The 22,275-nt window shown below is 38.0% G+C and carries 19 protein-coding genes; 14 read left to right on the top strand and 5 right to left on the bottom strand.

Features of this window, described 5'->3' with window-relative positions:
* The first annotated feature begins 1 nt into the window (after position 1).
* The 11 genes from FZC76_RS14000 (at position 2) to FZC76_RS13950 (ending at position 11,375) form a co-directional block, all read left to right on the top strand.
* Entirely contained in the window at positions 2–1,213 is a 1,212-nt protein-coding gene (locus FZC76_RS14000; RefSeq protein ID WP_148988787.1) for a Wadjet anti-phage system protein JetD domain-containing protein, read from the top strand.
* Between the two features lie 228 nt (positions 1,214–1,441).
* Positions 1,442–2,080 carry a hypothetical protein gene (locus tag FZC76_RS13995; RefSeq protein ID WP_148989044.1) on the top strand — a complete coding sequence of 213 codons (639 nt, stop codon included), beginning with the start codon at positions 1,442–1,444 and terminating at the stop codon, positions 2,078–2,080.
* 36 nt (positions 2,081–2,116) lie between these two features.
* Entirely contained in the window at positions 2,117–2,824 is a 708-nt protein-coding gene (locus tag FZC76_RS13990) for an exonuclease/endonuclease/phosphatase family protein (RefSeq protein WP_148988786.1), read from the top strand.
* A gap of 43 nt (positions 2,825–2,867) precedes the next feature.
* Complete coding sequence (locus FZC76_RS13985; protein WP_148988785.1) at positions 2,868–3,659, top strand: YwqG family protein; 792 nt, start codon at positions 2,868–2,870, stop codon at positions 3,657–3,659.
* 15 nt (positions 3,660–3,674) lie between these two features.
* Positions 3,675–4,271 carry a GNAT family N-acetyltransferase gene (locus tag FZC76_RS13980; RefSeq protein ID WP_148988784.1) on the top strand — a complete coding sequence of 199 codons (597 nt, stop codon included), beginning with the start codon at positions 3,675–3,677 and terminating at the stop codon, positions 4,269–4,271.
* Entirely contained in the window at positions 4,250–5,083 is an 834-nt protein-coding gene (locus FZC76_RS13975) for an alpha/beta fold hydrolase (protein WP_148988783.1), read from the top strand. The genes FZC76_RS13980 and FZC76_RS13975 overlap by 22 nt, the downstream gene beginning before the upstream one ends.
* A gap of 43 nt (positions 5,084–5,126) precedes the next feature.
* Positions 5,127–6,017, top strand: coding sequence for a helix-turn-helix domain-containing protein (locus tag FZC76_RS13970; RefSeq protein ID WP_148988782.1), 891 nt, complete (start codon positions 5,127–5,129; stop codon positions 6,015–6,017).
* 275 nt (positions 6,018–6,292) lie between these two features.
* The gene (locus FZC76_RS13965; RefSeq protein WP_187442075.1) at positions 6,293–7,216 is read left to right on the top strand and encodes an ABC transporter permease subunit; all 924 of its coding nucleotides are present in this window, start codon (positions 6,293–6,295) and stop codon (positions 7,214–7,216) included.
* Positions 7,217–7,228: 12 nt separating this feature from the next.
* Complete coding sequence (locus FZC76_RS13960) at positions 7,229–8,119, top strand: ABC transporter permease subunit (RefSeq protein ID WP_148988780.1); 891 nt, start codon at positions 7,229–7,231, stop codon at positions 8,117–8,119.
* A 28-nt stretch (positions 8,120–8,147) separates the two neighbouring features.
* Positions 8,148–8,630 carry an HIT family protein gene (locus tag FZC76_RS13955; RefSeq protein WP_187442074.1) on the top strand — a complete coding sequence of 161 codons (483 nt, stop codon included), beginning with the start codon at positions 8,148–8,150 and terminating at the stop codon, positions 8,628–8,630.
* 27 nt (positions 8,631–8,657) lie between these two features.
* A complete protein-coding gene (locus FZC76_RS13950) occupies positions 8,658–11,375 on the top strand; it encodes an AAA domain-containing protein (RefSeq protein WP_148988778.1) in 2,718 nt (905 codons plus the stop codon).
* Positions 11,376–11,460: 85 nt separating this feature from the next.
* On the opposite strand, the gene FZC76_RS13945 is transcribed toward FZC76_RS13950, so the two are convergent.
* The 4 genes from FZC76_RS13945 to FZC76_RS23500 all read right to left on the bottom strand — a co-directional run bounded on the left by FZC76_RS13945 (position 11,461) and on the right by FZC76_RS23500 (position 15,495).
* A complete protein-coding gene (locus tag FZC76_RS13945; RefSeq protein WP_148988777.1) occupies positions 11,461–12,486 on the bottom strand; it encodes a type II TA system antitoxin MqsA family protein in 1,026 nt (341 codons plus the stop codon).
* Between the two features lie 84 nt (positions 12,487–12,570).
* Positions 12,571–12,987: a type II toxin-antitoxin system MqsR family toxin gene (locus tag FZC76_RS13940; protein WP_148988776.1), complete on the bottom strand. Its 417-nt coding sequence runs from the start codon at positions 12,985–12,987 to the stop codon at positions 12,571–12,573.
* A gap of 175 nt (positions 12,988–13,162) precedes the next feature.
* A complete protein-coding gene (locus FZC76_RS23505) occupies positions 13,163–14,362 on the bottom strand; it encodes a DEAD/DEAH box helicase (RefSeq protein WP_262372615.1) in 1,200 nt (399 codons plus the stop codon).
* A 62-nt stretch (positions 14,363–14,424) separates the two neighbouring features.
* Entirely contained in the window at positions 14,425–15,495 is a 1,071-nt protein-coding gene (locus FZC76_RS23500) for a TOTE conflict system archaeo-eukaryotic primase domain-containing protein (RefSeq protein ID WP_262372614.1), read from the bottom strand.
* Between the two features lie 274 nt (positions 15,496–15,769).
* On the opposite strand from FZC76_RS23500, the gene FZC76_RS13930 reads away from it, so the two are divergent.
* Positions 15,770–16,123, top strand: coding sequence for a hypothetical protein (locus FZC76_RS13930; RefSeq protein WP_148988775.1), 354 nt, complete (start codon positions 15,770–15,772; stop codon positions 16,121–16,123).
* A gap of 8 nt (positions 16,124–16,131) precedes the next feature.
* Here FZC76_RS13930 and FZC76_RS23495 read toward each other — a convergent pair whose 3' ends face one another.
* On the bottom strand, positions 16,132–16,266 hold the full coding sequence (locus tag FZC76_RS23495; RefSeq protein WP_262372643.1) for a VOC family protein: 135 nt from the start codon (positions 16,264–16,266) through the stop codon (positions 16,132–16,134).
* A gap of 157 nt (positions 16,267–16,423) precedes the next feature.
* Here FZC76_RS23495 and FZC76_RS13925 point away from each other — a divergent pair, with 157 nt between their 5' ends.
* Together FZC76_RS13925 and FZC76_RS13920 are read left to right on the top strand one after the other, a co-directional pair.
* Positions 16,424–17,683 (top strand): helix-turn-helix domain-containing protein, encoded by a 1,260-nt coding sequence (locus FZC76_RS13925; protein ID WP_148988774.1) that lies wholly within the window; start codon positions 16,424–16,426, stop codon positions 17,681–17,683.
* A 315-nt stretch (positions 17,684–17,998) separates the two neighbouring features.
* Positions 17,999–22,159, top strand: a complete 4,161-nt coding sequence (locus tag FZC76_RS13920) for a S8 family serine peptidase (RefSeq protein ID WP_148989043.1) — start codon at positions 17,999–18,001, stop codon at positions 22,157–22,159.
* The last annotated feature ends 116 nt before the right edge of the window (positions 22,160–22,275 follow it).

The following is a 22,275-nucleotide window of genomic DNA, read 5'->3' as shown; positions in this document are numbered from 1 at the left end:
GATGGGATATGAAGAGAAAATCCTCACATATTTAGCTAATAATTATCGGAAGAGTAAGAAAGATTCCGGATATAACAAAACTAATAGGAGAACGCAGTTAAGACCTGAAAAATTATATAAAAAGTATAATTCTAATGATGGTGATTTTAATGAGATATCCAGATTGAATCAAGCGGTCAATGATTTGACGGAGAGAGGTTTTATTAATAACACCACGGAAACCTTTGGAACTCAAATACATAGCATTTTTCTTGTAGATGAGAAAATTCTCGAAATTGAGAAATACCTAACTGACATGTATGGTTATGTGTCAAAGGATATGCAGATTGAAAAGTTGCAATTGTTGGTTGATTTATACAAGAACGCCTCTCCTATATGTGAAAAAGAATGTGAGCTATTATTGGAGAGCGTTGATAATAGAAAGATTCCAAAGAATTATGAAGAACTTGATAATGTTTTCAAAGCAATTTCGTTCATAGAAAATAACAAGAAGGATTTATACATCAGGGAAGTTTCAATGAAAGTTTATGGGGATTCAAAGTTCTTTGAGAATGTAACATTGCAGTCGGTGTGTGCTTTGTTACGCAAGTATTCAGATAGAACTATTGAAAAAAATGAGCTCATTGATGAAATTCTATTAGATTATCACATTTATAAAGAACCTCAGAAACTTTTTATTAGAGGAAATGTGGTGATAACCATTTCTGGCAACGATGTGGATCTAAGTGGTTTTTCTGAAGGAATAGAAATCATGGCTTCTGATCTTACTAAAATTCAATCAGTAAAAATATGTGCTTCGAAGTTTATGACAATTGAGAATAGAACATCATTCCTGAGATACAAAGATGATGATACAGTCACCTTTTATCTTGGAGGATATGCTAACAGATATCAGCGTGAATTTATTAAACTGATACATCAGACAAATCTCAGTACAAAGTATATGCACTTTGGAGACATTGATGCAGGTGGATTCTGGATACATCATAATTTATGTAATATTACAGGAATTGATTTTGCTTTGTTTTATATGTCTTCTGATGAACTTAAAAATGAAGAGTATAAATCATTCTTGCATCGCCTTACAGAAAATGATATAGCAAGACTTAAAGAATTAAAAGAGATGGATTTATATGGGGATATAGTTAGTTATATGTTAGAGAATAATGTGAAATTGGAACAGGAAATTATTAGTTTGAATTTAATGAATTAGAAGTTAATAGTGTAGCGCAACTAATAAAAATTATTTTAGGTGTTAGGGTGAATACGCCGTTGTTGGAAAGGGGAAAAAAAGTATTAGTTTAAGAGTTTTTCAAAAAGACATGTGATGCATGTCTTTTTGTTGTGGAAAATAAAGGATGTTGTAGGTTTTTGTAGAATTTTAAGTTAAGAAGAATTTTAAATGGTCGTCTTAATTTTTAAAAAGGAAGGCTTGAATGCTATGAATAAACCACACCTCAACCTCATGCAGTTCTTTGAAGGGTTTGTAAAAAACTATCGTAAATTAAATTTAAATACACAACATAACAGGTCTATGTTTACGCAGAAGGAAATAAATTATTTTGCAGACTTAGGAGAGATGCTGGGGTTTGAAAGTTTTATAGAAGATTCAAAGTTTGATAAGTCAAAGAATCGTTCTCGCCCTATGGATCTCGCTTGGTGGAAGTGGGACAAGCGTGTAGATCGGGAGAATTATGCCTATCTGGCGCTTCATCTAGAAAGAGAAAGTCTTCCAATGAAGGATGAAGAAACGATTGAAAAGCTGTTTTCTGAAACGGAAGAAGGCTTTATTCCTAATGACGTAGTGGGGATTCTATATGTGGATTCTGAAGAACGTATTTCCTATTTAAACAATCTAGTTTTACATAAAAATAAGCAACAGCAATCAAATGCGCTTATGGTGTATAGGTATTTTGATGAAAGCTTACCGGCACAGAGGGTATTGGCGTACCACTTTTCAGCAGGTGGAATCGTGGAAGAAAGGAAAGCCGTTTGTAAGGAAGATGATTATGGTTATTTTAGTATGATTTTTGAGGAAGAACTTACAGAGAGTGGAGTAGAAGTAAGCTACATTTCATAAATCAGTCTGTAAGATTCCGATTAAGGAGGCATTTCAATGAAAATCCTCACCTGGAATTGCACTATGCGCTTTAGAGATAAGATAGACCATGTACTGACTATGAAAGCTGATATTCTTATCATCCCTGAGTGTGAGTCGCGAGAAAAGTGGAAAGGGAAAGATAGTGAGAAAGGGATCAATCAATTTATTTGGTTTGGTGATAATCCTAACAAAGGCCTTGGAGTATTAAGTATGAGTGATTCTTTTCAGATTAAGCTGCACCCTTCATATAATCACGCCTTCAGATATATTGTACCTTTAGAGGTTTCAGGGCAAGAAAATTTCATTCTCCTCGCAGTATGGGCGCAACTTGCTAAAACGAAGTATGAGAGTTACATAGGGCAAATCTTTCATGCCATTAATTATTATAAGGAGTTACTTAAAAAACCATGCTTCATGGTTGGTGATTGGAACAGCAACAAAGTGTTCGATCATATTAAAAGAGTGGGCAACCATACCGCTGTTGTGGACTTATTGCAGGCGGCTGAGATAGAAAGTGGGTATCACTACTATTTTAATGAAGAGCATGGGATGGAAACAATGCCAACTCATTATTATTGGAGGAAGCAAGAGCGACCATTTCACTTGGACTATATTTTTACCTCTCGTAACTATTTGGATAGATTGAAACATTTTGAGGTGGGTAGTTTTGAAGAATGGATCAAGCTTAGTGACCATATGCCAGTGATGGCGGAATTCGTCTGATTTTAATATAAAACCAATAATTTCTTTTAGGAGGCACTCCTCAATGCAAAAAGTCGACCAATTACTAAGTGAACACGACCTAGCACACCATAAGTCCGCTATTATGGCCAGTTTTAAAAGTGCTATTAAACTCAATAAAACTAATAAAGATGAAACGGACATTCCCGTTGGCTCTTCCAAAATAGGTGGTTCCCCAGACTTGCCTGTTGGTTGGGAGTTTCCTCGTTATGAAGATGACTATCTCACTTTTATGCTGCAGGTTAATCTATCAGAAGCAAAGCCCTATGACAAAGACAATCTGTTGCCTGAGAGCGGCATAATGTATTTATTTTATGAGGCGCTGGAGCAGCCTTGGGGATTTAAAGAGGATGAGGGATGCTTTAAGGTGCTTTATTTTGATGGGGACATGGAGGAGTTGGAGAGGAAAGAAAGTCCAAGTAGTAGGACTGAATTCGTTGCATTTCCAGCCTTTCGACTGTCCTTTGAGCCGATGGTGACGCTCTCTGAGAATCCTGAAAACTTGGACTTTGCAGATGAGGAGGAAGAGGCGAATTACTTTGATTTCCGTCAGGAGCTGGTGCAACCAAAGGGCGAGGATGGCAAGGTTGTAGCGGCACATTATATGCTGGGCGAGCCGTTGAATATTCAGGATGATGTGTTGTACGAGCTTTTTGAGGGTGGAAAGGATCCTGTGCTCTTGTTCCAAATTGATTCGGATGAGGAACTGGCAGATGTCATGTGGGGAGATAGTGGCATGTTGTATTTCTGTATGGAGAAAGAGGACTTGAGGGAGAAGCGGTTTGATTGGGTGAGATTTACGTTGCAGTGTTTTTAGGGGGGAAGGTGCAAAGTGATTACATATATCGGAACACCAAAACTAGAAACAGAACGACTACTCTTGGAAAAGTTCGAGCTCAATGATGCCCAGAAAGTCTTTGACCACTGGATTTCAGATGAGCGGGTGACAGACAATCGAGTGAGTGCGGCGCATACGGCCGTTTCGCAGAAGGTGGAGAGAGTGGCCAATATTGTGTCTCAATATGAGAAGGAAGATTTTTGTTATTGGGCAGTGAAGTTGAAGGATAGTGGAGAGCTGATTGGCGAGATTGATTTGTATGACTTTAATGAGGCAACCGGAAATTGCGAGGTGAGTTATTCCCTTGGTTACCAGTGGTGGAATCAGGGGTATGGCACGGAAGCGTTGCGAGCCGTGATCGAATTTGGCTTTCGGCACATGAATCTTCATAAGATTGCTGCTGCACACAATACCGACAACCCAGCGTCCGGCCGCATCATGAGCAAGGCAGGGATGGTGCAAGAGGGGATTGTGAGAGACATGATCCGGAATTCCAAAGGTCAGTATAAGGATTGTGCGATTTATGGGATATTGGAGGGGGAGTATTTTAGTAGGGGAGATGAATCTTTATGTGGGAACAAAGATTTATAGAAACAGAACGAGGTACCTTTGAATATTTCACTGCGGGGCAAGGAGATCCGTTAGCTACTACACATTTATATATGGCATTTGATGATCGTGGCAGTTTGTTAGCTAACCCGTACACGGAGCATTATAAATTTTACTTAATTAATACGAGAGGTGCAGGCAATTCTGTAAAAGCGGAAGTGGAAAATCAGCTTAATATGAAAGAAGGTGTAAAAGATTTAGAGGCTATCCGGACAGCATTAAGATTGGAGAAATGGGCATTTGCAGGACATTCAACAGGGGGAATGTTGGCATTGCAATATGGAATTGATGCCCCGCACTCTTTAACAAAATTAATTGCAGGTTGTGCCGCAGCAAGTAAAGAGTACGGCGGTCACAAAGATAGTATTTATTGCTCAGAAAACAAGCATTTTCAACGGATCGTGGAAATAATGGACGCATTGAACGATCCAAATACCCCGCGAGAAGAGCGTCAAAAGCTAGGTTTTGAATGGGCCTTGATGTCCTATTATTCTGAGGACAAATTAAAAGAGGCTATAAATCGTCCAAACAGTGGCCGAACTGTTGGAGAAAACCTTGATTATTTTAGAAAAGTTGAAGTAAAGAACTTTGACCTTCGCACTCAGTTAAAGAACATAAATGTACCTAGTTACATATATGCCGGCAGACACGATGCCCAATGTCCAGTGGATTTTAGTTTGGAAATGGCAGAACTTATTCCGCAATCACAACTATTTATCTTCGAGGAATCCAACCACAACCCTTTTATCGAGGAAGAAGAGAAATTTAGAGAGTTTGTGAAATCAACTTTATGAGGTGTCCACTATGCAAGAGCTTAGTCAACAAAAGAGGTGAGTTATGTTTATAAAAAATGAAGAACTCGGAAAAGAGATTAAGAGACTTAGAGTAGCAAATAAAATGTCACAGTTTGAATTAGCGAAAGGAATTTGCTGTCAGACTACCATTAGCGGAATCGAAAAGGGAAGAACGCTTCCAAGTGTTGATATTTTGTTTTATCTTTCCAAGAGATTAAATGTTACGACGGATTATTTACTAACCAGTACTTTACATCGAACGGAACATTACGTTTTATCCACAGAAGAGCTAATTAATAATTATTTAAAAACAGCTAGTTATCCTGAAATACTAGAAATCACGACTTTAGAAAGAGAATGGAGAAAGAAAAGAAATCTAGGAGAGGAATTTAATCAATTCATTGATTGGCATTTTTATAGATCATCATATGCTACTGGAAATATAGGATGGCAACTGTGTGTGGACAAATTGACATTACTCATCAATGATAAAAGTATCCTTAAACAGCCATTTCAAGATTTAAAGATCAAAAATGCAATTGCAAATATATTATCGGAAAATGGTTTATTTAATGATGCTTTAAATATATATAAGGAACTGCTTTCACATAATTTAGGTATGGAAAGTTATCAAAGATTCAAGTTGAAAATATATTTTAACTTAGCTAAGATGCACTTTTTTGAAATGAATTATAATGAATCGCTTGTTGTTGCTAAGAAAGGAATTGTAGAGTCATTACGGCTCGAAGATATTTCCGTATTAGGACAATTATACACCCAGTCTGCCCAAAGTATTAAGCAACTTGAAGGGTACAACGGTTTAGTAAAAGATTACCTTGATAAAGCAAAGGTGATATTTATTTTATTAAAAAGAGAAGCCTACGTAGAGTTTGTTGATTCTCTACAAAAAGACTTGGAAAAAGAAAGGAACTGATTAATAGGGTCCTACAATTAATCAGTTCCTCTAGCCAGCAGTTACTAACAAGTAAATCTCCTACCAAAGTACAATCCTCTATCTAATATCTAATTGATAAATATGACAATATTCATAAAACCACTCATAAGCCGGCAAAAATATATAATTTCTCCCAAAAATATGCTCGAGATGCGCTTATATCCTGAGAAGATGTAATTATTGTATGTGATAGTATGGAAATAATTAGCTGCTTTTTTATGCTTTTAAGCAGTAGCAAAGAAAGGAGGGAATGTATGGATATAAGAAAAGAGACTATCAAAATTTCAATTGCTGTTTCGCTGGCAATCATCTTCTTAGTATTAATTGTCTTCTTCCCAAGAACTCCAACCATAACAACAAGTGGAGGGCGTGCAGAAACTATAAACTACAGCTATGATTTCAACTATGAGGAGTATAAGCAGAATATCTCGACTTTATTTAAAGATTTAAATGAAGAAAAAAGTTTAGGAGGTACACGTTATCAATTTAAGAGTGTGGAAGATGAACTTCTGCACTATTTTCCAAAGAGTTTACAAGTAATCATACCAGCATTTATTCTTAGTCTTCTTTTAGGTGTCTGGAAAGGGATATTTGACTATCAACATACAAATACGAAGAAAAACATACTAGGAAATGGGACAACATGGCTGTTTCAGTCTATCCCGGATTTCTTTCTGGTAGTGTTTGTTTTTTTTATAGCTATAACGTTTTGGCCACAATTGAGACTGTTTAGTCAGGGAAGCTGGTATAGCCCTTTGGTCGTTATCTTATTAATTTCAATTTATCCCGTTATGTTTGTCGCAAGGGCGGTAGGTGTTTCCTTACTAGCGCAGGATAATGCGGATTATATTAAAGTAGCAAAATCTAAAGGGCTTCATACCAGGCAGATTATCCATAGACATATGCTGAAAATTAGTTTAAAAGATTTAAACACAATACTGCCTACATTGATGGTCATCATTCTTTCAAACCTATTAATGGTTGAATATGTGACAGGATATCAAGGGGCTGCATATCGCCTTTTTATTGCACTAGGTGGAGTACAGACCTCGGTAGCTACATACTTGGTACCCGAATATGAAGGTGGTTTAGTACTAGGGATAGGGTTGTGTTTTCTACTCACAATTCTTTTGACACATTTCTTGAAGTTGGCTGTTTCTTGGAAAATAAGCAGGTGAGGTGGAAACCGTATGATTAAGAATATCTATTTAAAAATCGGCGGGGGAATGCTTTTATTGCTGCTTACGATAACCTTTCTAGCTCCATTCCTTCCATATATTCAAGATGGCATGGAAGTGGGAAGGGTTATTTTAGAACCTGGCCGGATATTAACAGCACCATTTCCACCAACAGTAGACTTGCCGCTGGGGTCCGATATGGATGGTAGAAATTTAATAAGCGTTCTGGTGATAGGGGCAAAAGACACCTTGTTTATAATTATACTAATTGCCGCTATTCGTTATGTTGTTGGAATTGTATTAGGGATAATTGCCTCGTTTGGGAATAGATTAATTAGTTCTATGTTAGACACATTTGATCAGATGTTCTCTAGTTTGCCTGTCATTTTTTTCGCGGTACTATTATTGAATATCCCCTTTATTATTTTTTTGGATAGCAGATTTATTGTAGCTATTGTGACTATTGCCATTATAGAAGCAGGGAGGGTGGGAGTGACGGTAAAAGAACAAATTCTTTCTATAAAAAGAGAACCCTATATCGAGGCGGCCGTTACTGTAGGGGTTTCTCCTTACTTAATGACAAAGAATTACTATATCCCTAATATTCTACCCTCACTAATTGTAAACTTTTGCTACGATATTGGAAGAATAGCTCTCGTCATTGGTCAGTTGGGTGTCTTCAGTGTTTTTATCACTCAAGAGCTCGTTCAACTTGAAGCTAACTATGGTGAAATACAGAACACTAGTTTCAACTGGGCTACCCTTCTAGGTGAGGCGAAAAATCTAATTTATACAGCATACTGGATACCATTATTTGCTGCATTGGCCCTTCTTTACGTCATTATTTCTTTTAATATTTTGGGTGAAGGGTTAAGGAGATTTTTTGAAAAGCGTCATGCTTAATGGATGGAAAATAATGTGACGTAACACAATGTGCATATATAAGTGCGAAAGGGTGAGGAAGTTGCCACATGAAAACTGCCTAGGCTGCCGATTAGCCAACAAAAACGAAGCCATCTATATGGTCTACGAAGATGACTATGTCACATGCTTCCTAGACCACGACCCGTTTAACGAGGGACACACCTTAATCCTGCCGAAACAACATTTCCTAGATGTCGACGAACTCGATGAGGAGACCGCCAATGCCATTATGAGGGCTTCTATTCTTATTTCCAAGGCTTTGAAGCGCCTATATGATCCAGATGGTATCACTATTAACCAAAATGGTGGGGTGTTTAATGAGCTGACTCATTATCATATGCATGTGGTGCCTCGGTATAAGGGGCAGTGGTTTGGGGAGTTTTATAGGGAGGAAGCGGTGGGGGAAGTGGATGTTAGGGAGTTGGAGAGGGTTAGGGGGAGGATGGTGAAGGTGATAGCAGAGGTAATGGTAAGTAATGAATTAAAATGATGAACTAAAAAGAGGTGCAGAAAGCTTTTGGACATAACAAATCATTTAATCTTAATAAAAAATAAAGACAAAACAGACCAAATTGATACCTGCGTATATAAGGATGGAAATTGGTATGTGAAATATAATAATTCAGATAAGCGCTATACATATAATCAATCCAACGTGAACTTGTATCAAAACCCAATCAACGTAGATCCCGCCAAGCACATCATTTACGAAGATGATCAACCCATCTCAGGAGCAATTGCTATACTTGATTTCAACGATTACATAAGGCTTATTTTCCAAAATGGTTTTCAAAAAGTTTACCCAAAATCACAGATAAAAATAGAAGAAAATTGTCTAGGTAGCAATCAATCAAGTGATTGCTTTGATTACTTGAAAACACTAGCCAACCATATAAGTGTAAAGTTGGATGGCGATGATTCTTTTCTAGGTAAGCAGTATAATGGGTTGTCTTCGGTTAGTCCCCGTAGTGTTCTCTCCACCTATTTAGAAAGGAAGCCTCTTAAAAGGGAGAAGAAGGACCTTCCTCTCATATTTCCTTTTGGGTTTAACACGAGTCAAAAAGCCGCTGCTGAAAATGCCTTCCGAGAACAGGTGAGCATAATAGAGGGACCGCCTGGTACAGGGAAGACCCAGACCATACTGAATATCATTGCCAATGTAGTAATTAATCAGAAAACAGTGGCTGTTGTATCCAACAATAACTCTGCTACTGCAAATGTCCAAGAAAAACTTCAGAAGTATAACCTAAAATTCATTTCTGCCTTTCTTGGAAACAAGGAGAACAAATTTGCATTCTTTTCTAATCAAAACGGTGTGTACCCAGATATGAGAAGCTGGGTGATAGAGGAAGTAGAATATCAGGAAATAATCCAACAACTAAGAAACTCTCATCACAAGTTAAATGAAATGCTTACATATAAGAATAGGCGGGCTGTACTAAAGCAGGAGTTGTCCGAGGTTCAAACAGAATATACTTACTTTCAGGATTACGCTAAGAACAGCGAACTAGATCAACTTCAAATGAAATTCTTTAGAAGATTGGGAGCAGATAAGACACTCCAACTTATAGTGGAATATAAGCAAGCCGTGGAAAACGGTACAATTAACGTTAAGAAAAAGTTTGGTAACTTAATAAGATATGGCATATATAACTCGAAATTTTATACATTTAGCCCAGAAGCGATAATTACGTACTTGCAAAATAGCTATTATGAATTAAAGATGCAAGAACTTAAGCAGGAAATTGGGGTATTGGAAGAGAAGTTGCAGAGTTATAATTTCGACAAGGCTATGGAGAACTATAGCCAAGATTCTATGAAACTATTAAAAGCTAGTTTGGCAAAATCATATGGATTGAATGAAAGTAGGAAAACATTTCAACCGAACGCGCTATGGAAGGACTTTAGTTCATTTATTTATGAATATCCAGTTATCTTAAGCACGACTCACTCTTTACGTAATTGCGCAGCCAATAACTATCTGTTTGATTATGTCTTAATAGATGAATCGTCTCAAGTGGACATTGTGACAGGTGCGTTGGCTTTGTCCTGTGCGAAGAATGCAGTAATTGTAGGGGATGTGAAGCAGTTACCAAACGTGGTTCCAGAAGAGGCGAGAGAACGATCAACCAGGATTTTTCAATCGTATAATCTCGATGCAGCCTATCATTACGCAGAGCACAGCCTGCTATCCTCCCTTGCAACATTATATAAGGACATTCCTAAGACATTGCTAAAAGAACACTACAGATGTCATCCCAAGATTATCGGTTTTTGCAATCAGAAATTTTATAACAATGAGCTTATCGTTTTAACGGAAGAGAAAGAGAAGGAAGCGCCACTATTACTATACAAAACTGCAAAAGGAAATCATGCTCGTGGAACATTTAATCAAAGGCAGATTGATGTAGTATTCAACGAGATTATTCCAGACCAAAAGCTTGCGGATAAATCGATTGGGATCATTACACCTTATCGATTACAGGCAGACAAATTCCAAGAGGGTATCGGGCTCCAGAATATGGAGGCAGACACCGTTCATAAATTTCAAGGACGTGAGAAGGATGTTATCATCCTTTCTACTGTTTCCACTGAAGTGAAGTTAGATGATTTTGCGGATGATCCCAATCTAATAAACGTTGCGGTCTCTCGAGCAGTGGATCAATTAGTCGTGGTGGTCGCAGATGGGAGCGAGGACTGGAAAGGTACCAACCTAGGAGACTTGGTCAAATATATAAAATATAACAACTTTGACATTATCGAAAGTCAGATTTATTCTGTCTTTGACCTTCTGTATAGTAGCTATTCAGATAAACTGCTGGAAGTGTTGAAGAATAGTAAGCAGGTCTCAGCATTCAAGTCGGAAAATCTCATAAATACCGTGATAGAAAAGATCCTAAGTGAGGAGACATATAACAATCTCGACTACGTTCTCCATCAACCTTTACGAATGCTTATTAAAGACACAGAAAAACTAACAGAATTAGAGCGGAAGTATGCTATGAATATCCTAACCCATACTGACTTTGTGATATTTAATAGACTAGACAAGCAACCCGTTTTAGTTGTGGAGGTAGACGGTCATGCCTACCACGCTAACAATCCAAAGCAGCTTGAGAGGGACAAGATGAAGGATAGCATTCTTGGAAAATATGAAATCCCGATATTGAGGTTGAAGACTACGGGGAGTGGGGAAGAGGAAGTTTTTAGAGGGAGGTTGAAGGAAGTAATTTAGGACTTGTCAATATAAGAGATAAGAGGAAGGGTGCTACTGTTACTCACTCCATGAGCAATAATAGTACCTTCCCTCTTAATCCAACTTAAAAAGCTCTAATCTCACCAGCTAGACTAAATGGAATAATGTTGTTGTGTCCTGAATGCGGTTCTTCTTTATGCATATAATTACTTATTTTCTTCCTTTCACCATGATTAAATTCTCTTATAACCTCATCAAAAATTTCTATTTCTGCTTCGGTAAAAAAAGAAATATCTACTGGGGTTTTGCTCTCGATTCTATAAGTAGTGTAATGATCCAAGTACTCTTCCCTTATATTTATTAAATCATTGCATATATCTAGCAATTCCTCGTGGGCAATAGGAACGGCACCGAGTGGGTGGTGTCTATAAACAAGTCCCGTCATTGCATTACCATACTTCTTATAAGATAATGCATCTGTGTTCCACAATAATCTCAGAAGGTTCACTTTATATAGTTTGGAACTAAAGTGAGATAAATAATGAATAACATTCCTTACCCTATCCAAATTCAATATAGTTTTTCCATTCATATCTGAAGGCTCACTAAAGTCTATATAAGATGCATATATTATCTGCTTTTTATAAAAATTGAGTGAATTTTTTTTAATTAAATGCGTTATAGAATCTCTAATTTCTAGATATCTTTCATGCTCGAATCTATCCGCATGTTTTTCCAACTCTTTTAATGCCAATAGGGGGTCTTCGTAGACTAATTTCATCATCTGATCATATGTTTCATCTTGGATTGTTTTAGATTCGTACCTTTGAACAGTTACATCACCCCACCCCATTAAATTCGCAAATTCTTTTTGTGTTACTTTATAGGTTTCTCTAATTTCTCTAATTTTCATAGAAGGTAGACGGCCTATGCTTTCTCTATAGGCATCTCTTGCTGACAATAAATTTTGATTCATTATTTTAGCAGGAGTAAATTCTTCTTTTTCAATAGGGCAAAAATAAAAAGTTTCTTCGTGTGTAACAATATTTCCTTCCATTACTGACTGGGTTTTTTGTATATAAACCTCAACTTCATGATAATGGTCACATTGTGGGCAATCATAATCAACTTTTTTTACCAAATTAGCCATACATGTGACTCCTTTCTTGTGTGAAAATTAATGGTTTTAGGGGTGAAGAAAATATGAGAGGTGCATTACTCTCCTATGCGCTCCCTACGCATAAGGTTTTTTGGTTATCGGCCATTTAGGAAAATGAAAAGACATACAAAAAATCTTTTTGTTCTTTACATGCCTAATCTTAAATTTGATATAGACACTACGATTTTGAATGGTTTTTTCAAATACCCAAAACTCTGGGCTATCAGGCCTTTTAAGGTCAACAGTTGTCTTTACATAATCTGAAAGTCGAAGCGATCTTATTTCTGCTGCAATGTCATCTACATCAAAACCCAAGGCTAAAAGCGTATTCTTAGTTGAAAATGCATCAAGAGGATCCTCGCCTCTTCTGTTTCTTTGAATTTCCAGGTAGTAATTCTCGGAATGTAAAATATCTCGTGCTGTGTTAATAAGCATTTCCACTTCTGCAAAAGAGGCAATTCGATCTCTAACAAAGTGATCCTCTGACATCATATCATTCCCTTGTATATTACTGTATTCATTATAACCATCAGTTGATTGTTTATACAATTAAAAACTATCAATTGATCGTTTTTATGCATTAATAAACACTCTAGATGAACAATATAAAAAGCCATACCCCATTATTAATGAAATATGGCTAATCATCGATTATTTAAATCCTCACTCAAAACAACTGCATCTGCTCCGTACTATTTTTACTTTCACCATTCGTAACATATCCCATCAACTTATATCCGCTCTGCCTTTTTTCGAACATTCTTTTTAGCATCGGAACCTGCTGATCAACATAGTCATATACTTGTACTTCTTGCTTTTTATCGTGCAGTCGATGTAGGCGACCAACATATTGTTGAAGAGTACCTTTCCAAGAGATCGGCATTGCTAGGAAGAGTGTATCTAGCCTAGCGTCATCAAATCCTTCTCCAATGTACTTTCCTGTTGCGATAACAAGCCTTTCTTCTGAGTCAGGAGTATTTGCAAGTCTCTTTAGTTCTAACGTTCGTTCTTTTTTAGAGAGTTTACCTGACAGTGTAATGATATTTTTAGCGAACCCTTTGAACATTTCCTGAAGTTCTTCGAGATGTTCAATTCTTTCTGTCAAGATGATAGGAGACCTGCCTTTTTCAAGTGCTAATAAAACATCATCAAATAGTTGTTGATTTCTTTTTTTGTCCTTAGCCAAGGAACGGTATAATTCCTGGATCTGTTCTGATTTAGATTTGAAATGTGTATTACGCACGATTAACCGGTGAACGAATGGCCTTACTTTAGCCTGATTTCTTGCGTCCACCTTATAGCGAACTGGTCCGCATTGCATAAAGATTATTGGATGTAGACCATCTTTTCTAATTGGTGTAGCCGTTAATCCATATACATATTTTGCGCGAACAGACTTTAATACACTTTCAAAAGTGTAGGCTGATATATGATGGCATTCATCCACAATAATTTGTCCATATTGAGTAATGAAGCTTTTTACTTCCCCTTTATGAGCAAGGCTTTGCAGTGTAACCACATCAATTTTGCCAGTTACTTTCTTTTTACCACCGCCAACTTCACCAACATCGTCATTTCCTAACTCTAAAAAAGACTTTAGCTGACTGACCCATTGCTGCTGAAGTTGTATCTTATCGACAATAATTAGGGTATTGACCTTGCGCTCCGCGATTAAGGCTGCGGCGGCAACTGTCTTTCCGAATCCCGTTGTGGCAGATAATACCCCACAATCATGTTGCGTTAGTTGAGAAACAGCATCGATTTGTTGGGAAGTTAGCTGCCCTTTAAATGAAACTTCTAGCGGTTCTCCAGCATATGCAGAGTCTATAAAATTTGTATCAATCCCTGATTCTTTAAGTAATGACACTAATTCTTCCTTACATCCTCGAGGGAAGATAATATGTTCAGAAGTTTCATAGAAACATTTAATCACTCGTGGAATACTAGCTGTCGATAGTCTTTTTGACTTGGCTTTATAATATTCAGGGTTTTGAAAGGAGACAAGTCGCTTAATTTCTCTGCTAAAGAAGAAGGAAATAGCCTTTTATTAATATAGAGACCGTTTTTAATTTCAATAGTAATATTCTTTGGGTAAGTTGAATTCGTAGGCATCGATTTAAAATTAGCCTGATCGCCATCCAGTTTCTTTAAAAATTGAAAAACATCTCGTTTGCTAAGTTTCTGGATTGTAGACAAATAGATCCACTGATCAGGAAAAGGATTGTAATGATCATCTACAAATAAACTGTTCCCATTTAGTCCAGCCTGTCGTTGTAGCGGAAGAGCAATAAGATTGCCAAAACCACCTTTCGGAACTTTGTCTTGGTTTGGAAACATTCTATCAAAGGATTTCATTCCAACTTCATGTCGTACTTCTAGTGTTTTTGTTAGTAAGGTATACCCTAGCTTTCTTGCAAGAGAGGACTCCAATCTTTCCGTGAAGAAAAACCACACATGTGCACCGTTTCCAGACTGTGATCTTTCCACGCTGTATGGAATGTTATACTCTTTACAAATTTGAACAAAAGCCCCTACATCTTTTTTCCAATCTTGTTTATCAAAGTCTATTGCTAGAAAAGAACAAGTACCATCTTCGTGCAATGGATATAATCCAACACTATGCTTTCCTTTAAAATGTCCCTCTATTACATGATCGGTTAAAGGCAAGAGTTTACGGTGCTCACAATCCGAGCACTTAATTTGGGGCTTCTGACATATAGACTGATCCCATTCATTAGCACATGCTGGCAAATATCCTTTTCGTCCGTCCTTACTTTCCCATCTGGTCGCATACACATCAGACCTTCCATTGAAAAGTGTTCTATAAAGTTGAATTTTGGCGTGAAGTGCTGAATGTCTAGTTACTATATCTTGACCATTATTCTCTGCTGATTTTTTTGGCTGAAGAAGACTTGTGATTTGTTGTTTAAGGTAGGTATTCTCTTTACTAAGGCGCTCGCAATCTGCTATCCAGTCTTCCAACGTTTTATTGTTTTTCATTGGTCACCCTCAAATTTGTAGTGATTTTAAATCTATTCTACGAAAATATGTTTAGTAGAAGCAAATGGGGTAAGTAGAAACATACGATAATATACTCATTTTTGCCTTTATTGTAGGTGAATATACGATAATTATGTATTGGGAGTGAAATTGATTTGATTAAAGATTTAGAAGGGAGAGGTTAATGAATGTTAGTTATAAATTTATGGAACTTTTTAACTATACACCCGTATGTTACCTATACAACTTCCACTAAGAAAAGGGGTCCAAAAAAATGAAAAGGCTCTGCCTCTATTTTTTCTTAACCTTAGTTGTGTTACTAGGTATTATCTTCATGGTCTCCCACTTTTTTGACTTCCGATTTAGTAATGTTGCTTTCATTACAAGCATTGTCGCTGCCTTTGTCACGTATAGTGGTGGTGGTTCTAGTTTTGGGGAAGCCACTGCAGCCATAGAGACGAATGGAAACTATGTGCCGTCCTCTGCCAAAGAAAAAATCAGTTACTTAAACCTTTTTTTCTTGCATCATGTTCTATCCTTCTGGGATGTTTGGCGTCTTACTTTTTCTATTATTAATTCATCCAATGCTATTAGAAACAAAATGAAAGCTACAGGCCATCACCTGTAGCTTTCATTTTACACATCCACAATCACCAACCCTTCCCAATAGTAACCATCAAGGTCGGTAAAGTATCCACTATAGCCGCCCCAGTCCGTTTTCTGCGGCTTTTTCTGGATGGTTGCCGCCCCTGCTAACTCCGTCTTTTCCATGACTTCATAGCTTCACCCATTTATATTGACAGACGATTGATCTAGTTTGTAACATTATGAAGGCAAATTTATCTATTACTTTAGACTTATAGACTTATAGAACTTATAGTCAAGAGCTTGTATAATAATAGATAAATAAATAGAGGGAAGTGCTAAGATGTCTATTGGAAGAGTTATTTACTACCATCGCAAAAAGCAAAATAAGACGCAAGAACAACTTTGCCAGGGCATTTGTTCAACGACCCATTTAAGTAAGATCGAGAATAATTCCAAAGAGGTGAATCCGGAAACGCTGGAAATGCTTTGCAAACGACTTGGCATTTCGATTGAGGAAGAAAATAAGAAAACACAAATGTTAATGCGAAAGCTGTCACAATTCTATGAAGCGATGGAGAGGCTTCATAGAGATCATGCCAAAAGATTGAAAAAGGAATTGGAAGAGCATAGAGACTTTATACAATGTACGGAAATGATCTATTTGTATGAATTATATATGCTTCGATATTTACTTTTTACTAATAATCCAACCGAATTTGAAAGAGTTTCTCATAGGCTGAAAAAAAATATAAACAAATACTCTGCGTTTGAAAAACACCTTTGGGATTTCTTTCAGGGAATTTATTACGCACAAAAACTTCAATATTTAGATGCGATTTCCATCATGGATAAAATAGAGAATAATGCCGAGCTTTTCAGCGATAAAGTAACGGATTTCTACTATTACAAAGCGGCCGTGCATGGGCTGTTGAAGCATTTTACTTTATCCCTCCACTACTCTTATAAGGCATTGCAAATCTTTCAAAATACCGGGAATATATCTCGGATCCTGCATGTAAAGGTAGGCTTATCCGCAAATTTAATTTACATCAATGACCTTGATCGGGCGGAAACCATGCTGGAAACCGCCTTAAATGATGCCGAAATGCTGAAGGATGATGGCACGAAGATAAGTGCCCTTCATAACTTTGGGTTGTTGAATAAAAAAAAGGAGAATTTCCGCGAATCGCTGGACTATTTCACTCAATCTCTTAACTTAAAAACCAGACATACTACCACTTATTACAGCACCTTGATTGAAATTGTACAGTTATTGCTCGATTTAAAAGAAAACGAGAAGGCGCTTACTATGTTGAAGGATGTTCTGAAGGACTTCAAAAATGAACAGTCCAGTAAGTATGTAGAGTTAATGGTTCTATATTTGGAGGCCATACAAGATGACAAAAGGCTCACTGATTATTTAATCGATTGTGGTTTGCCCATGATGAAGCAGTATAACCTCTATAAAGCTGTCACATACTCGGAGAGGTTAGCAGACATTTTCAAAAAAAAGGGAGATTTGAACTCCGCCAATATGTATTTACAATTATCAAATGAACTGTTTAAGAAATTACTCTTTAACCATGCAACCACAAAATAAGCAAACAAGCAGCCGTTAACAGCTGCTTGTTTTTTTTATGCAATGTTTCAGGTGATGCTTTTGGGTATATATACCTGATGTTCAAGAACTAATGGAAATTTGCTAGGTATATAGACTGTTCTATCAAAAACTTTCCCAACTTTAATTTTGTGTTCCTATCTTGAATATCCGGAAATACAACAATTAGCGAGCATTTTTATAAATTTACGTCGAATATTGTAAGGAATTTTCCCAATTAACAGAATATTATTTCGCCCTTACAATTTTAAGTAGAAGATAGAAGCAAGCTTGATAGACGAAAGAGGGGGCGAAATGATGAAGAAGAAAAGTTCTGGGAAAGTTTTGACTATTGTGCTGGCGATGAGTCTTTTGGGCACATCAGGTATCCCGATGAATGTTATGGCGGAAGGTACGCCAAATGCACCCGGGTTTACGCAGATCAAAGATGTTGAGAACCTATTAATAAATCTTTCAGACGAACAAAGAAAAGCAATTAAAGAAATCGAAGCAACTCCACACTTTGACATCTCACCAAATATCAACACACAAAGCGAAGGGCTCGTCGATGTAATCGTAGAGTTTCATCAAGCACCAGCTAAGGTTGAAGTGATGAAGCAAGCGGCAAAAGGATTCCGTACTACTGCAAATGAAGCCGCTGCTAAGGTAGAGAAAGCTCACAATAAGTTTAAAGAGAGCTTTAATTCTATGAAAAACAAAAAAGATGCAAGTCCGCAATTGCAAGAAGCAGTAATTACGAAAGAATATCGTTCGGCCATCAATGGTGTAGCAATGTCCGTTCCAGGTAACGAGATTGAGAGCTTACTAGATTCAGGAGTCGTTAAGCGGGTTTGGAAGGATGAGACGGTTCAGATTGAACTTCCTGAAATGGAAGCGTCAGCCTCTCCATCTAAAATGATGGATAGTATTCCGCAAATCAATGTGGACAAGCTTCATGCTGAAAACTTCACAGGTAAAGGAATCAAGGTGGGGGTACTGGACACAGGGGTTGATTACAATCATCCTGATCTAAAAGATGTATACAAAGGTGGATATGATTTCGTCGATAACGATAATGATCCAATGGAAGCAACGTACGAAGACTGGAGAAATTCCGGTCTGCCTGAAAGACATCCTGCCTCAGGATCCGCTTACTATACCGAGCACGGAACACACGTATCAGGAACAATCGCCGGGGGCCAGAAGAACGGTGTCGATTATGCTGTAAAAGGTGTAGCTCCTGATGTGGAATTGTATGGCTATCGTGTCCTTGGACCTTATGGTTCTGGTGCAACATCAGGGATTCTTGCAGCAATTGAAAAATCAATTGACGATCAAATGGATGTTATCAACCTTTCGCTTGGTGCTTCAACCAATGATCCCTTTTATCCAACTTCCGTTGCCGTTAATAACGCAATGCTGCAAGGAGTGGTAACAGTTGTCGCGGCAGGCAACAGCGGCCCGAATGAAGGAACACTCGGATCTCCCGGTACAGCTACGTTGGGAATTACAGTTGGTGCAAGTGACTTTGCCATGGATATCCCTGCCTTTGAGTCACTGAGTGCTAATGGAGAAGCATTTGAAAATGTTTTATTAATGGGGAAGAATTTTTCAGATGACTTAGCAGCTCTTGAAGGCCAGTCCAAGCAGGTGGTTTTTGCGGGTCTTGGATATGCAACTGATTTCGAAGGAAAAGACTTATCGGGTAAAATTGCCTTGATTCAACGTGGGGAGATTGCCTTTGTGGATAAAATCAAACATGCGAGAGAAGCAGGTGCGGAAGCTGTCATTATCTACAATAATACAGATGGAAACATTCCATCTTATTTAGGAGAAGGATTAGAATATATCCCAACCTTCCGTATGACAAAAGCGGATGGAGAGCGTTTGAAAGAGATAGGAGATAACTCGAACATAACATTTGGCGATTTAGCAAGCGTTCAAACGGAGGGAGACAACCTTGCAGGCTTCAGTTCCAGAGGACCGGTTGCTGGCAGCTATGATATTAAACCGGATGTGGTGGCACCAGGCGTAGCGATTTTCTCAACCATTCCCGAATTTATCAATAGTCCGGAAGAGGGAGTGGACTACACAGCGTCTTACGCACGTTTACAAGGGACATCCATGGCAGCCCCTCACGTCGCAGGTGTGGCAGCTCTCATGCTTCAAGAAGATCCAGATGCTACCCCATTTGATGTAAAAGCGGCATTAATGAATACAGCCGAAGATTTAAATGGTGACGTATCTGTATTTGAACAAGGAGCCGGACGTATAAATGCTTATGAGGCGGTTCATGCCGATGTATTGGTCAAAGTGTTAGGTAAAACAAAAAATCTAAATGAAAATGGTGTAGTAGTCGAGATTGATGATGAGACGGCATCAATCAACTTCGGAAGCCATTACAAAACTGGAGTTACTGTTGAAGCCAGTAGCGAAATGGTCATTAAGAATAGCGGAGAAGAGAACAAGTTATTCAACATTGAAGTGGAATATCATGGCGAACGTCCAGGTATAAAGGATGCAGAGGAAAATGGAATCCGCTTAGATGTTCCAGAAAGTGTCAATGTCTCCAATGGTACAGAAGAAGTTGTTTCACCAACTATCACAGTTCCTGAAAATGCAGTAGAAGGACGTTATGAAGGGTACATTCATTTGACGAATGCAAATGATAGCAGCGAAACGTACCAGGTACCATTCGCTGTTAGATTGACGGAAAAGGGATTTGAATACCTTGAAACGGATAGACCGGCACTCGCAAACAATACGCCAAAATGGCAGTATTATAACCCGATGATGAGCGCAGCATTTCAAATGAAAAGCCCCTTAAACAGGATTGATATTCTGGTGAAAGATGGTCAATCAGGTAACGCGATTGGTTTAATAGCTTCTGTTTCAGATCCATCAGCAAAAGCTGACGTCAGGTATTACATTCTAGGTGTCTTCACAGGAAATGTATATCCATTTACTGGTGATAAAGAAAATCCGATTTCTCAACAGAGTATGGACTTGCCTGAAGGGGATTATAATCTTGAGTTCATAGGTTATGACGAAGATGGGAAAACGTATTCAATCGATACACCTGTCGTCGTTGACAATACAAAACCTCAAGTGACATTCGATAAAACTCCTGATGTATATGAGATTAGTGAAGATATGTACACGGAAGAGAACGGACAGAAAGCGTTCTTTATCCACGGAAACATACAGGATGAAACAGTGGATGTCTTACAATCAAAAGGAATGGATTATGATCAATCATCTAATAAATTTTTAATTGCAACCGGGAGTCGTGAGTATTACAATTGTTGTTTCCCGCCGGCGGACGCTAATGGGGATACTTATTTTGGCATTGAACCTTCCGACATTGCAGACGGGCCATTACGATTAAGCCTTGCAGGCACTGACGTTGCATTGAATGTCAATTACCAAAGATATATCTTCTTACAAGAAGGAACGGAGTACTTAACTTCGGATTACAGCAAGGAAGAAGTGAAGCTGGGTGATACATTTACCATGACCCTTAGCTTGAACAACGTAAAAAATCTCGTTTCCGGGGAATATACGGTTCAATATAAAGGGGACATGTATTCTTTTGAATCTGCGGAGTTAAATGAGGCGTTCAAAAACTATGCAGAGGAAAATGGGCTTCAAGTATCGCTTCAAGAGCCAGTTGTGAAGGATAGCAGCTATTATGATACTGTTACAGTTGGCGCAATGCTGGACGGTGAGGGGTATGACGGTTTTAGTGGGGACATGCCATTAGTGGATGTGACCTTTAAGGTAACTGCCGATAACTGGTATTACGGATATGATAAATGGGAAGTCACAACGTCCACCTATATGAAATCGGGTGAAGAACAAGCAGTGAACCTTCCGTATTACAGTACATCGGAATTTGATTTCGTTAGTGAGCATGCAGATATTCAAGGAAATATCAGACCGGAAGCATTCCTAAAACCTAATTTACCATATGGTGTAGCTCAAACTATTGGAGCAAAGGTATATGCGTTATCACCAAATGGTGAAAAATATGAAGGTACGATCGCACCAAATGGAAAGTATCAAATAATAGGGGTTCCTGCTTCACGGGAAACATACCATGTCGTTGTGGAAGTGCCTGGGCATTTGAAGACCTACACACCTGTTATCACTGGTTACGAACTGAACGGTGAGACCCTGGGAAGATATGTTAACGCCGGGTACAAGGTAAACCCTGCAGGAGATGTAAACAACGACAGGATGATCGACATAAAAGATGTGCGTGATATCGTTAAATATTACGGTAAACAAAACCCTAAAATTCCGACATTTGATGTCAATCAAGATGGTACAGTGGACGAGAAAGATGTCCGTTTCATTGAAAAGAACTTCTTGACAAAAGGACCTGATGCACCAAAAGGAAAGCCACTGAAAGAAACAATCGGTAAAAAGGATCTAGAATACTATTTAAATGAGATGGGATTAGAAACTGCGCAATAAGAAGCTTACGTTTCTGATCACTGAGGAGGAAGGGATGTTTTTAACATTCCTTTCTCTTTTTTTGTTGGCAAAGGAAGCGATGATTAAAATCTGCATAGCTATCAATAAGAGATAGT

Source organism: Sutcliffiella horikoshii (assembly GCF_008180725.1).
GTDB lineage: Bacteria > Bacillota > Bacilli > Bacillales > Bacillaceae_I > Sutcliffiella_A > Sutcliffiella_A horikoshii_B.
Note: the sequence above shows the minus strand (reverse complement) of the source record. Positions and strands in the feature narration are given on the sequence as shown.

What these genes read in the sequence shown, in the direction of transcription:
- FZC76_RS14000 (WP_148988787.1), top strand. Translation starts at nt 2, where the DNA reads ATGGGATATGAAGAGAAAATCCTCACATATTTAGCTAATAATTATCGG.
- FZC76_RS13995 (WP_148989044.1), top strand. Translation starts at nt 1,442, where the DNA reads ATGAATAAACCACACCTCAACCTCATGCAGTTCTTTGAAGGGTTTGTA.
- FZC76_RS13990 (WP_148988786.1), top strand. Translation starts at nt 2,117, where the DNA reads ATGAAAATCCTCACCTGGAATTGCACTATGCGCTTTAGAGATAAGATA.
- FZC76_RS13985 (WP_148988785.1), top strand. Translation starts at nt 2,868, where the DNA reads ATGCAAAAAGTCGACCAATTACTAAGTGAACACGACCTAGCACACCAT.
- FZC76_RS13975 (WP_148988783.1), top strand. Translation starts at nt 4,250, where the DNA reads ATGTGGGAACAAAGATTTATAGAAACAGAACGAGGTACCTTTGAATAT.
- FZC76_RS13970 (WP_148988782.1), top strand. Translation starts at nt 5,127, where the DNA reads ATGTTTATAAAAAATGAAGAACTCGGAAAAGAGATTAAGAGACTTAGA.
- FZC76_RS13965 (WP_187442075.1), top strand. Translation starts at nt 6,293, where the DNA reads ATGGATATAAGAAAAGAGACTATCAAAATTTCAATTGCTGTTTCGCTG.
- FZC76_RS13960 (WP_148988780.1), top strand. Translation starts at nt 7,229, where the DNA reads ATGATTAAGAATATCTATTTAAAAATCGGCGGGGGAATGCTTTTATTG.
- FZC76_RS13955 (WP_187442074.1), top strand. Translation starts at nt 8,148, where the DNA reads ATGTGCATATATAAGTGCGAAAGGGTGAGGAAGTTGCCACATGAAAAC.
- FZC76_RS13945 (WP_148988777.1), bottom strand. Translation starts at nt 12,486, where the DNA reads ATGGCTAATTTGGTAAAAAAAGTTGATTATGATTGCCCACAATGTGAC.
- FZC76_RS13940 (WP_148988776.1), bottom strand. Translation starts at nt 12,987, where the DNA reads ATGATGTCAGAGGATCACTTTGTTAGAGATCGAATTGCCTCTTTTGCA.
- FZC76_RS23500 (WP_262372614.1), bottom strand. Translation starts at nt 15,495, where the DNA reads ATGAAAAACAATAAAACGTTGGAAGACTGGATAGCAGATTGCGAGCGC.
- FZC76_RS13930 (WP_148988775.1), top strand. Translation starts at nt 15,770, where the DNA reads ATGAAAAGGCTCTGCCTCTATTTTTTCTTAACCTTAGTTGTGTTACTA.
- FZC76_RS23495 (WP_262372643.1), bottom strand. Translation starts at nt 16,266, where the DNA reads ATGGAAAAGACGGAGTTAGCAGGGGCGGCAACCATCCAGAAAAAGCCG.
- FZC76_RS13925 (WP_148988774.1), top strand. Translation starts at nt 16,424, where the DNA reads ATGTCTATTGGAAGAGTTATTTACTACCATCGCAAAAAGCAAAATAAG.
- FZC76_RS13920 (WP_148989043.1), top strand. Translation starts at nt 17,999, where the DNA reads ATGAAGAAGAAAAGTTCTGGGAAAGTTTTGACTATTGTGCTGGCGATG.